The following is a 10,920-nucleotide window of genomic DNA, read 5'->3' as shown; positions in this document are numbered from 1 at the left end:
CACTGCCCTTCGACAGGTGTTCGGTTCGATTCAGATGAGGCCGAGACCGGCGAGTTCGCGGCGGAGGGCTTCGGGCATCTCCGCGAGATCGCCCGCTACGGTATCGCCGAGGTCGGCGGGAGCATCCTCGGGCTTGAGATAGCGCCAGCCCTGGAACGGGCGGCAGGGGCGCGGCGACACCGGCACCACCACGGGATCGAGGACGAGGCGGCAGCGGCCGATGCCGTCCTCCCCCACCGTCGGAACGATGGCCCTGACGGCCTGACGGCACGCGAGGGTGCCCTTGATGACCCAGTAGATCGATCCACCGCCCACGATCTCGGCGGCGCGGGTCGGCACCATCCGGGTCACGTGCGCGGGCGCCGGATCACGTCCCTGAGCCACGGCCTCGGCGCCGGTCCGGGCGATGCGGGCTTCGAGGTCCGCGATGGACGCGGGTCCTACGCACAGTTTCAGCAGATGGAGCGACATGTTCGCTCTCTAATCGGTTCCGGTGCGGGGCGAACCGGGTTTCACCCCGGAAAACCGGTGTCCGCGACGCCGCACCCTTACGAGAACAGGGCGCGCTTCTCTTCTTCCGTGAGACTGTCGATATCCGCGAAGGCGGTGGCGATGTCGGATTCCACAGCCGCCTCGGACTGTTCCATGGCGTCGGTCGGCGCGGAATCCGGGACGGCGTCGGCCTCTTCAGTCGCTTCGGCGGTCTGCATCTCGGCGGTGGCCTCCGGCGCCGCGAGGGCAAGGGCAGCCGTCGGAGCGGCCGAAGCCTCCGGTTGGGCGGCGGTGGCCTTCTCGGCCACGCTCGCGGTCGCCACGGGCCCGTCTTCGATGAAGCGATCGACATCGCTTTGGCTCAGGTCGATCGGGGCCGCCGTCGTCGTGGCATCGGGCGCGGGCGGCACGGTGTCGAGGGCGTCACCCCAGATCGCCATCATGGAGCCGACACGCTCCTCGAGGTAGCGCAAAGTATGGATGATCCGCGCCGTGCGCTGAGCCGTGAGGTCCTGGAACGAGCAGGCCGTGTAGATCTGCGTGGCGCGCTGATCCAGCGTGTCGCACATGGCGGCGTCGGAGCCCGTCTCCCGCAGGGTCCAGGCCGTCTCCTGCACGTCCTCGGCCGCGCTCAGGATATCGGAGGTCGCCCGCTCCGTCGAACGCACGATGGCATCGAGGGCGAGGGACGCGCCGCCGAGGCGGCTGCTCTCGTGCTCCGGGGTGCCGAGGGCGGCGATCTCCGCCTTGGTGCGGGCGATGGCATTGGCCATGTCCATCAGGTCGCCGCGCATGCGACCGACCTGTCCACCGATCTGGCTTTCGTCGCGACCCTGCGTCACGACGGATTCGAGGCGGGCGATGGCGCCGAGAACGCTTTGCGTGTCCGCTCCCCGATTGCGACGGGCGAATTCCGTGAGGAACCAGCGGCCCCGATCGCTCTCGGACATCGCCATCTCGATGCGATCGTATTCCGAAACGTCGGCGGACGTCAGCAGGTTGGAACGCGACATGAAGGTTCGAGTCCTCGGGGTGCCGCGGCTTGGCTGAATCGACCGGTGCCGCAGGCGTCTCCCGACAATTGACACGATGGTTTTAACACGGGCTTTACGAGTCCGATTTTCATCCCCGCATTTCCTGGCAGCCCCGGTTCCCGTGACTCCACCCCCCGCCCCGTCCCACGAGCCGAACCCGCTCCGGCTCGCGAGCCTCTATGCGGTCGTCTTCGTCGAGATCGGCATCGCCCTGCCGTTCATGCCGGTCTGGCTCAGCGGACGCGGCCTCGATGCCGGGATCATCGGCGCCCTCCTGGCGCTTCCCATCGCGGTCAAGATCGTCGCCACGGCCCCCCTGGTCGGCCTCATCGACCGGGGCTTCGGCGCCCGCGCGCTCCTCGTCGTCGGGAGCCTCGCCCTCGCCGCCACCTATGCCCTGATGCCGGCGGGGGCGGCCCTCGGCTGGCCGGTCCTCGCCCTCCTCATCGCCCTGAACGCCGCCGCCGGGGCGCCCCTGGTGCCGACCATCGACTACCTGACCCTCGCCGCCGTGCGCCGCAGCGCCCGGCTGGATTACGCCCGCATCCGCATGGCGGGCTCCATCGCGTTCCTGGCCGCCAGCCTCACCGGCGGGGCGGTCCTGGGCTGGCTCGGCGAGGCCCTGGCGGTGCCGGCCCTGACGACGGCCCTGGCCCTCGTCGCCGCCCTCGTGGCGTACGGCGTTCGCCTCGACCTGCCCGGCCCCGCCGCCGTGCGTGGGACGGCGGCCCACATCCCGTTGCCGACGATCCTGTGGTTCACCATCGCGGCCGGGGCGGCGATTCAGGCGAGCCACGCCGCCCTCTATGCCTTCGCCAGCATTCATTGGAGCCGCCACGGCTTTCCCGCACCCTGGATCGGCGCCCTGTGGGCCATCGGGGTGCTCGCCGAGATCGGCCTGTTCGCCGGCATCGGCCTCTGCCCCGCCCACTGGCGCACGCCGTTCCGCCTGCTCGGCCTCGGGGCCGGGGCGGGCGCCGTCCGGGCCGTCGGCATGGCGCTCTACGGCGATACCTTGCCGGCGGTCGTCGTGCTGCAGACGCTGCACGGCTTCAGTTTCGGCGCGACGCAACTCGGCGCCATGGCGGCGGTGTCGCGCTTCGCGCCCGAGGGCGCACGGGGGCGGGCCCAGGGCACGCTCAGTGCCTGCAACGCCCTCGCTTCCGCCTGCGCCACCCTGGCGTGCGGCGTCGCCTATGGTCGAGGCGGCGGTCCCCTCACCTTCGGCCTCATGGCGCCCCTGGCGGTGATCGGCCTGTGCTTCACGGCACGCGCCGCGCAGCTCGCCCGGAGGGCGCGCCTTCATGGCGCCGCCTTTGGCCGCCAGCAGCCGGACACGGTTGCGTAACCTTACCCTGTGAAGACAGGGGAAGCGCCTGGAACGGAGTCGCGTGTCGTGTCGACCGCCGAAACCCTGCCGAACCCCGACGTCGCCGCCGCCTCCGCCCTCTCCGGTGGGCGCATCGCCCTGCGCGGACGCTGGACCGTCGACCAGGGCAACGCCGTCGAGGCCGCCGCCGCCGGATTGCGCCGCGATGCCGCGAGCGGCGCCCTCATCGTCGATCTGACGGGGGTGGCGCGCCTCGACACCCTCGGCGCCTGGGTGCTGGAGCGGACCCGCGCCGAGATCGAGGCCGCCGGTGGCCGCCTCGCCTATGCGGGCGCCAGCCCCGAGCATCGAATCCTCCTGAAAGAGGTGAGGCTGCCCACGGCCGAACCCGGCCCTGCCCCGCGCGGCCGGCTCGCGGGCTTCCTGCACGATCTCGGCGTCCGTGTCGTCGGAGCCGGCCAGGATCTCCTCGCCGGTCTCGCCTTCTTCGGCGAGGTGGTGACGGCCTGCCTGCGGGTCGCGGCCCGGCCCGGGACCTTTCGCGGCACCGCCTTCGTCAACCAGCTCGATCAGGTGGCCTTCCGGGGCGTGCCGATCATCGTCCTGATCTCGTTCCTCGTCGGCGGCATCGTCGCGCAGCAGGGCATCTTCCAGCTCCAGCGCTTCGGAGCGCAGAGCTTCGTCGTGAACCTCATCGGGCTCCTCATCCTGCGCGAACTCGGCGTGCTCCTCACCTCGATCATGGTGGCGGGCCGCTCCGGTTCGGCCTTCACGGCCGAGATCGGATCGATGCGGATGCGCGAAGAGGTCGATGCCCTGCGGGTGATGGGCCTCGACCCCATCGAGATCCTCATCGTCCCGCGCATCCTCGCCCTCGTGGTCGGGCTGCCGATCCTCGCCTTCCTGGCCTCCCTCGCGGCCTTGGCGGGCGGCGGCCTCACGGCGGCGCTCTATGGCGGCATGACAACGGAGGCGTTCCTGGCCCGGCTCCAGGTGGCGGTGTCGTTCCACCATGTCGCCGTCGGCCTGATCAAGGCGCCGTTCATGGCGCTCATCATCGGCATCATCGCGACCATCGAGGGCTTCGCCGTGGAAGGCTCGGCGGAATCGCTGGGGCGCCACGTCACGGCCTCAGTCGTGAAGTCAATCTTCATGGTCATCGTGCTCGATGGACTCTTCGCCATCTTCTTCGCGGCAATCGATTTCTGATCCCGTGCTGACCGAACCCGCCCAGGCCGAGCGGCCGACTCGTGAACACACGTCTGGCCCCGCGCCGGAGGCGATCATTCGCGTGCGCGACCTCGTCGTCGGCTTCGGCTCGAAGATCGTGATGAAGGGGCTCGATCTCGACATCCGCCGGGGCGAAATCCTCGGCTTCGTCGGGCCGTCGGGCCAGGGCAAATCGGTGCTCACCCGCACCATCCTGGGCCTCGTGCCGAAGCGCTCGGGGCAGATCACCGTGTTCGGCGAGGATGTCGACGGCCTCACCCCGACGCGGCGGCGGCAGATCGAGCAGCGTTGGGGCGTGCTGTTCCAGCAGGGGGCGTTGTTCTCGGCGCTCACCGTCAAGCAGAACATCCAGATGCCCATGCGCGAGCACCTGAACCTGTCGGAGCGCCTCCTCGACGAGTTCGCCCGCCTCAAGATCGAGATGGTGGGCCTGAAGCCCGACGCCGCCGACAAGCTGCCCTCCGAACTCTCGGGCGGCATGATCAAGCGCGCGGCCCTCGCTCGCTCGCTGGCCCTCGACCCCGAGATCTTGTTCCTCGACGAGCCGACCTCGGGCCTCGACCCCATCGGGGCCGGCGAGTTCGACGACCTCGTGGCGACTCTGAAGCAGACCCTCGGGCTCACCGTGTTCATGGTCACCCACGACATGGACAGCCTCTACACCGCCTGTGACCGCATCGCGGCGCTCGGCGACGGCCAGATCATCGCGCAGGGGACGATCTCCGAGATGCTGGAGAACGACCATCCCTGGCTGCGGTCCTATTTCCACGGCAAGCGCGGTCGCGCCGTCGTCGCCAGCGGCGCACGCCATGCGGCCGCTTAATCCCCTTCACCGTGTGGTCGCGCACAGCGCGTCGGCCGCTAAGCCGGGCATGCGCTGATCCGATGGAGACTCGTGCGAACTACGCCCTCATCGGAGCCTTCACGCTCGCCGTCCTCGTCGCGGCCTTCGGCTTCGTGTTCTGGCTGCAGGGCGGCTCGCGCAGCCAGGTCCGCCAGCCCGTGCGCATCGTGTTCTCGGGCAGTGTCGGCGGCCTCGCCAAGGGCTCGACGGTGGCGTTCAACGGCATCAAGGTCGGTGAGGTCACGGATGTGCGCCTGCTGCCGCAGGACCCGCGCCGCGTCGTCGCCCTGGTCGAGGTCGAGCGCACCACGCCCCTTCGCGCCGATACCCGCGCCCGTCTGGATTCCGCGATGCTGACGGGCGTGTCCACCATTTCCCTGTCGGGCGGCAATGCCGATGCGCCGCCCCTCCCCGCCGGAACCGGCGACCAGATGCCGACGATCTTCGCCGATTCGTCGGACATCCAGGACATGATGGCGGCGGCGAAGCAAATCGCCCAGCGGGCCGACGACGTGCTGCAGCGCCTCGACAAGGTGGTGGCCGGCAACGAGGGAGCCATCACGCGGACCCTCGCCAACGTCGAAGCCTTTTCGAAGACCCTGGCGGATGCCGGCCCGGCGGTGAGCGGCCTTGTGAAGGCCATCGACGGGCAGAAGCTCAACCGGGTGATCGACAATGCCGACCGCTTCTCGGCGGCTTTGGCGGCCGGCAGCCCCGACATCGAGGCGGCGCTCAAGGACGCGCGCGCCATGATGGCGAAGCTCAACGCATCGGCGGAACGGGTCGATGCCGTGCTGAAGGGCGCCGAGGGGTTCCTCGGCTCGGCCTCGGGCGCGGCCGGCACCAGCACCTTCACGGAGGTGCGGGAGGCCGCCATCTCCGTGCGCGACGCCGGCAAGGCGTTCCGGACCCTGTCGGAGAATCTCGACAAGCGGACCTCGAACATCGCCTCGAGCTTCAACCGCTTGAGCGGGACCGGTCGCCGCGAGGTCGAGGCCCTGTCCACGGACGGGCAGCGCACCCTGAACACCCTCAACCGGACGGTGAAGAACCTCGAGCGCGATCCGAGCCAGGTGATCTTCGGCAGCAAACCGTCGTTGCCGGAATACAACGGTGGCCGCTGATCGTCACCGCGTCGGGATGAGCGTGTTCGAGCGCACGGCACGAACCGAGCTTTGCCGTAGTTTACCCGGCGCAGCCCTCGGCGCTGCGAAGTCCGGATTGCGTATGACCTACAACACAACGGCGCTTGCCCTCGGCGCGAGCCTCATGGCCGTCGCCCTCGGCGGTTGCGGCGGCGCGACGCCCCTGACCTTCGACCTCGCCGCGCTTCCGCCGACGGGACGCGCGAGCGCGGCGGCGCGGTCCTTCACCGTGGCGGAGCCGGTGGGTATCCAGCCCTTCGAGGCGGACCGAATCATCGTTCGCGAGCCCGGCGGAGCCCTGTCCTTCCTCGGCGGTGGGCAATGGGCCGACCGGCTGCCGCGCCTGATTCAGACCCGCCTGATCCAGAGCCTGGAGAATTCGGGTCGCCTGCGGTCCGTGAGCCGGCCGGGGGACAAGGTCGTCTCCGACTTCCAGCTGATCTCCGAGATTCGGGCTTTCGACATCGCCGCCGGGTCGGGCGAGGCCGTGGTCGATCTGTCGGCGAAGATCATCGCCGAGGGCACCGGCAAGGTGGTGGCCGCGCGGGTGTTCACGGCACGGGTGCCCGTTCCCAAGGTCGATGCCGGGACGGCGGCCGTGGGACTGGACGCGGCCCTGGCGCGGGTGCTGGGCGAGATGGTCGCCTGGGTGAATTCCGGACGCTGAAACCGTCCTGCTCGGGCTCCGCGCGACGTCCATCGAAGGGACGAACCCTCCGAAATCCCGTTACTCCATCACGGCGGCTTTCATGATCACCACCATGATGGCCTTGGCCGGCTCCGTGCCGATACACCGCACCGTATGGGGGCGGTCGCAACGGTAGCGCAGGGTCTCGCCCGTCCGCGCCCGCTGGACGGCGCCCGCGACCTCAACTTCGAGATGGCCGGCGGTGACCGTCAGGGATTCCACCGAGCCGCGCTGATGCGGATCGGAATCGAGGACCCCGCCGGGATCGGCCGAGACCTCGTACCATTGGAGCCATTCGACGGTCTTGATCCAGCCCACGATGGCGAGGCGCACCTTGCCGTCATCGGAGACCAGGATCGGCGTGTCGGCCCGCGAGGTCTTCTCGATGAAGGGTTCTTCGTCGCTGGTGGCCAGCACCCGCTCGATGGAGACATCCAAGGCCTGGCTTAGACGCCAGATCGTCGCCAGGGTCGGGTTGGTCTCGTTGCGCTCGATCTGCGAGATGATCGATTTGGCCACGCCCGATTGCTCGGCGAGTTCCGACAGCGACAGGTTGTAGGCCTTGCGCAGGCGCTGGATCGTCTTGCCGAGCTGGCCCGACAACAGCTGGGCACCCGTTAGGATATCGCGCTGCCGTCCCCGTTCGGGGGTCGTCACCTGATCGTCCATGGTCCCTGCTACCCGCCAGATCGTTCCATACATCGAACGAGCGTGCGGTACTTCAAACGCAATTTCCGGGTCGGCGCAAGGCTTTCGATTTCACGACCACAGGGCATGAAAGTGATGCACCGGCCCGTGACCCCGCCCCACCGGGACGGTGTCGGCGGCCTGAAGCGCCGCCGTGAGATAACGCTTGGCATCCTCCACGGCGTCCACGAGGGGGCGCCCATGGGCGAGCCCGGCCGCCACCGCCGCCGACAGGGTGCAGCCGGTGCCGTGGGTGTTGCGGGTGGCGACACGGGGGGCCGCGAACCGCCGCACGGTTCCATCGGCGCACAGGAGGTGATCGACGCTCTCGCCGCCCTCGCCGTGTCCGCCCTTGACCAGAACCGCCCGGGCGCCGAGGGCGAGGATGCGCTGCCCTTGGGCCACGGCATCGTTCTCGCTCTGCGGGGGCGCTTCTCCGATCAGCGTGCCGGTCTCGGGCAGGTTGGGAGTCACGAGGTCGGCGAGGGGGAGCAGCAGGCGACGCAAGGCCGCGACCGCATCGTCCGAGATCAGCCGGTCGCCGCTGGTGGCGACCATCACCGGGTCGAGCACAACGGGAATCCCCCTAGCCCGCCGCCGCAGGCCCTCGGCGACGGCCTCGATGGTGGCGACCCGCGACAGCATCCCGATCTTCACGGCGGCGACGTCGAGATCGCCGAACACGCTGTCGATCTGGGCGCCGACGAAATCCGCCGGCACATCGTGGATGGCCTGGACCCCGAGGGTGTTCTGGGCCGTCAGCGCCGTGATGACGCTGGCGCCGTAGGTGCGTAGGGCCGCGAAAGTCTTCAGATCGGCCTGGATGCCGGCGCCCCCGCCCGAATCCGAGCCCGCGATGGTGACGGCGATGGGGGTCATGATGGGGCTCCGGTTGCGGCGGGTCTACCGGGTGGCGCCGCGCGCGGCGAGGGCCGAATCGACCCGGTGGCGCAGATCGCGGGCGCGCGCCTCGGTGTCCTCGCCGCCGAACAGCGCCGAGATGACCGCGATTCCATCCGCTCCGGCGCCGATCACCGCCGCCGCGTTGCTGGAATCGATGCCCGCGATGGCGCCCAGGGGGAAGCCTGCGCCCCGCGCGAGCCGGCCCCGGAATACGATGCGGCCGAGGCCGTCGAGTCCCACGGGGGGATCGGGATTGTCCTTGCTGGTGGTGGCGAACACCCCGCCGATGCAGCCGTAATCCACGGGCAGGCGGTAGAGCTCGTCCGCTTGCGCGCCGGTCTTCAGGGTGAGACCGATGATCGCCGTACGGCCGAGGAGGCGGCGCGCTTCGGCCGGATGCAGATCGGACTGCCCGAGATGCACGCCCTCGACACCGGCCGCGAGGGCGAGGTCGACGCGGTCGTTGACGAGGAGCGGCACGCCGCTGCCCCGAAGCGCATCGTGGATCGCCCGGATGCGCGCGAGGGCGGCGCGGGCGTCGCTGATGGACTTTTCGCGGTATTGCAGGAGGGTGCAGCCGCCGCGCGCCGCCGCCGCCGCCATGGCGGCGAGGCGCTCCGCATCCGTGCCGCACACGCCCGTATCGAGGAGGCCGTAGAGGCGCAGATCCACCGGCACCGTCCGGGCCTGCGCGTCGTCCTGTCCGATCACGGCGTGTCTCCCGATCCTGTCGCGTTTAGTCTGTTGTAGGGACATGCGGAGAGCGCCGCAAAGGTGCGCGCCGTCCCTGGAGCGTGGTCGCCGCGACGGCGTTGCCCCTTCGAACGTAGCAGGACCGTACCGGATGGAACGCAGCCAGAAACAGAAGATGCTCGCGGGCGAACTCTACCATCCCGACGACCCGGAGATTCAAGCCGATTCTCACGACGCGAAGGCGTGGATGGTCCGTTACAATGCGTCGCTCGCGCTCTCGCCGGTCGAGCGCCGCGCTCTTCTGCGGGAGCGTCTCGCGGCGGTCGGCGACGGCGCCGTCATCCGGCCGCCATTCCACTGCGATTACGGCCTGCACATCACCCTCGAGGAGCACGTCTTCCTCAATTTCGGCTGCGTGATCCTCGATTGCGCCCCGGTCCATATCGGGGCGCGGACACAAATCGGCCCCGGCGTGCAGATTCTCACCGCCGATCATCCCCGCGATGCCGCGGCCCGTGAAGCCGGCCTCGAATTCGCGCGGGCGATCCGCATCGGTCGCAACGTCTGGATCGGCGGCGGCGCCCTGATCCTGCCGGGCGTCACGGTGGGCGACGATGCGATCATCGGCGCTGGCAGCGTCGTCACCCGCGACGTCGCGTCGGGCGACACCGTGGTGGGCAATCCCGCCCGCCCCCTGCCCCGGCGCGGGACGATCTGAATCCGGGCTCCGACCGATCGACCGCGCGCGCCGCCCGTTCATCGCGGCGGCGCAATGTGCCATGAGCGCGTGGCGGGAGAGACTACAGGTGGACGGGGGGACGACGGTGACCGACAGGCAGGGACGCGACACGGGCGCGCTCGCGAATCCGTCCGCCGTCGGGCTCGTTGCGGTCATCGTCGCGGCGACGGATGGCGAGCCCCGCGCCCTGACCGTCCAGGTGCCGGGTCAAGCCGGGGGCCGCTCGGACGGGTTGCCCGCCGGCCCCCTCGTCCCGGAGCATCCGACCCTGGAGCGTGGCCTGCGGGCCTGGGTCGAGCGCCAGACCCACCAGCGCCTCGGCTATGTCGAGCAACTCTACACCTTCGGAGACCGCGACCGGCAAGGCGACGAACCGCACGGGCTTCACACCCTGTCGGTCGCCTACCTAGCCCTCGTGCGCGAGGTCCGCCCCGGCGGACCCGCCGAAGCGTCCTGGCGGAACTGGTACCGCTACCTCCCTTGGGAGGATTTTCGCGATGGGCGGCCCCCGGCGCTCGCCGAGATCGAGGCGAAGCTTCTGGCCTGGGCCGGCGAGACGGCCGATCCGAAGCTGCGCCGCCGCCGCGAGGATCGGCTGAGCCTCACCTTCGGGCTGTTCGATGGTGCCTGGAACGAGGAGCGTGTGCTGGAGCGCTACGAACTCCTGTTCGAGGCGGGGCTGATTCCCGAGGCGCAAGGGCAATCGGGGGCCGCTACGCCCGGCGACGGCGCGGTCACCGGACAACCCATGGCCTTCGATCATCGCCGGGTGCTCGCCACCGCCATCGGGCGCCTGCGGGGCAAGATCAAGTACCGCCCCGTGGTGTTCGAGCTGATGCCGCCGACCTTCACGCTGTTCCAGCTGCAAAGAACGGTGGAGGCCCTGTCGGGCACCAACCTGCACAAGCAGAACTTTCGCCGCCTCGTTGCGCAGCAGGGTCTGGTGGAGGAAACGGAGGGCGTCACCAGCGGCGCCGCCGGCCGTCCCGCGCGCCTCGTGCGCTTCCGCCGCGAGGTGCTCCTGGAACGCCCGGCTCCGGGCTTTCGCCTCCGACCGGCCAAACGGCCCGGCTGACATTTGCACTGCACTGTCAAACGGTGCGGCGCGAAATCGTTATGCTCAAGTCCAGCATAT

12 protein-coding genes are annotated in these 10,920 nt (G+C 69.9%); 7 read left to right on the top strand and 5 right to left on the bottom strand.

All coding sequences use genetic code 11. The annotated features are described in order from the left end of the window. Nucleotides 1–30: 30 nt before the first annotated feature. On the bottom strand, nt 31–471 hold the full coding sequence (locus BM249_RS05955) for a DUF1489 family protein (RefSeq protein WP_091969930.1): 441 nt from the start codon (nt 469–471) through the stop codon (nt 31–33). A gap of 77 nt (nt 472–548) precedes the next feature. Then, a complete protein-coding gene (locus BM249_RS05950; RefSeq protein WP_091969929.1) occupies nt 549–1,505 on the bottom strand; it encodes a hypothetical protein in 957 nt (318 codons plus the stop codon). Between the two features lie 142 nt (nt 1,506–1,647). Here BM249_RS05950 and BM249_RS05945 point away from each other — a divergent pair, with 142 nt between their 5' ends. From BM249_RS05945 to BM249_RS05925, 5 genes are all read left to right on the top strand, one after another. Continuing rightward, entirely contained in the window at nt 1,648–2,874 is a 1,227-nt protein-coding gene (locus BM249_RS05945) for an MFS transporter (protein WP_244528607.1), read from the top strand. 48 nt (nt 2,875–2,922) lie between these two features. Then, nucleotides 2,923–4,065, top strand: a complete 1,143-nt coding sequence (locus BM249_RS05940; RefSeq protein ID WP_091969925.1) for an ABC transporter permease — start codon at nt 2,923–2,925, stop codon at nt 4,063–4,065. A gap of 82 nt (nt 4,066–4,147) precedes the next feature. Beyond that, nucleotides 4,148–4,909: an ABC transporter ATP-binding protein gene (locus tag BM249_RS05935; protein ID WP_425284798.1), complete on the top strand. Its 762-nt coding sequence runs from the start codon at nt 4,148–4,150 to the stop codon at nt 4,907–4,909. A 62-nt stretch (nt 4,910–4,971) separates the two neighbouring features. Beyond that, the gene (locus tag BM249_RS05930; RefSeq protein WP_091969923.1) at nt 4,972–6,054 is read left to right on the top strand and encodes an MlaD family protein; all 1,083 of its coding nucleotides are present in this window, start codon (nt 4,972–4,974) and stop codon (nt 6,052–6,054) included. Between the two features lie 103 nt (nt 6,055–6,157). After that, a complete protein-coding gene (locus tag BM249_RS05925; protein ID WP_091969921.1) occupies nt 6,158–6,742 on the top strand; it encodes an ABC-type transport auxiliary lipoprotein family protein in 585 nt (194 codons plus the stop codon). A gap of 60 nt (nt 6,743–6,802) precedes the next feature. On the opposite strand, the gene BM249_RS05920 is transcribed toward BM249_RS05925, so the two are convergent. The 3 genes from BM249_RS05920 to thiE all read right to left on the bottom strand — a co-directional run bounded on the left by BM249_RS05920 (nt 6,803) and on the right by thiE (nt 9,064). Further along, a complete protein-coding gene (locus tag BM249_RS05920; RefSeq protein WP_091969919.1) occupies nt 6,803–7,432 on the bottom strand; it encodes a helix-turn-helix domain-containing protein in 630 nt (209 codons plus the stop codon). 90 nt (nt 7,433–7,522) lie between these two features. Beyond that, nucleotides 7,523–8,329: a bifunctional hydroxymethylpyrimidine kinase/phosphomethylpyrimidine kinase gene (gene thiD, locus BM249_RS05915; RefSeq protein ID WP_091969917.1), complete on the bottom strand. Its 807-nt coding sequence runs from the start codon at nt 8,327–8,329 to the stop codon at nt 7,523–7,525. 24 nt (nt 8,330–8,353) lie between these two features. Continuing rightward, the gene (gene thiE / locus BM249_RS05910) at nt 8,354–9,064 is read right to left on the bottom strand and encodes a thiamine phosphate synthase (RefSeq protein WP_244528606.1); all 711 of its coding nucleotides are present in this window, start codon (nt 9,062–9,064) and stop codon (nt 8,354–8,356) included. A gap of 133 nt (nt 9,065–9,197) precedes the next feature. On the opposite strand from thiE, the gene BM249_RS05905 reads away from it, so the two are divergent. Both BM249_RS05905 and BM249_RS05900 read left to right on the top strand, forming a co-directional pair. Then, nucleotides 9,198–9,764, top strand: a complete 567-nt coding sequence (locus BM249_RS05905) for a sugar O-acetyltransferase (protein WP_091969913.1) — start codon at nt 9,198–9,200, stop codon at nt 9,762–9,764. Nucleotides 9,765–9,870: 106 nt separating this feature from the next. Beyond that, nucleotides 9,871–10,860 carry an NUDIX hydrolase gene (locus tag BM249_RS05900; protein ID WP_091970109.1) on the top strand — a complete coding sequence of 330 codons (990 nt, stop codon included), beginning with the start codon at nt 9,871–9,873 and terminating at the stop codon, nt 10,858–10,860. Nucleotides 10,861–10,920 lie beyond the last annotated feature (60 nt).

This window comes from Methylobacterium gossipiicola, from assembly GCF_900113485.1.
GTDB classification, from domain to species: domain Bacteria; phylum Pseudomonadota; class Alphaproteobacteria; order Rhizobiales; family Beijerinckiaceae; genus Methylobacterium; species Methylobacterium gossipiicola.
This window is presented reverse-complemented; position numbering and strand designations above follow the sequence as displayed.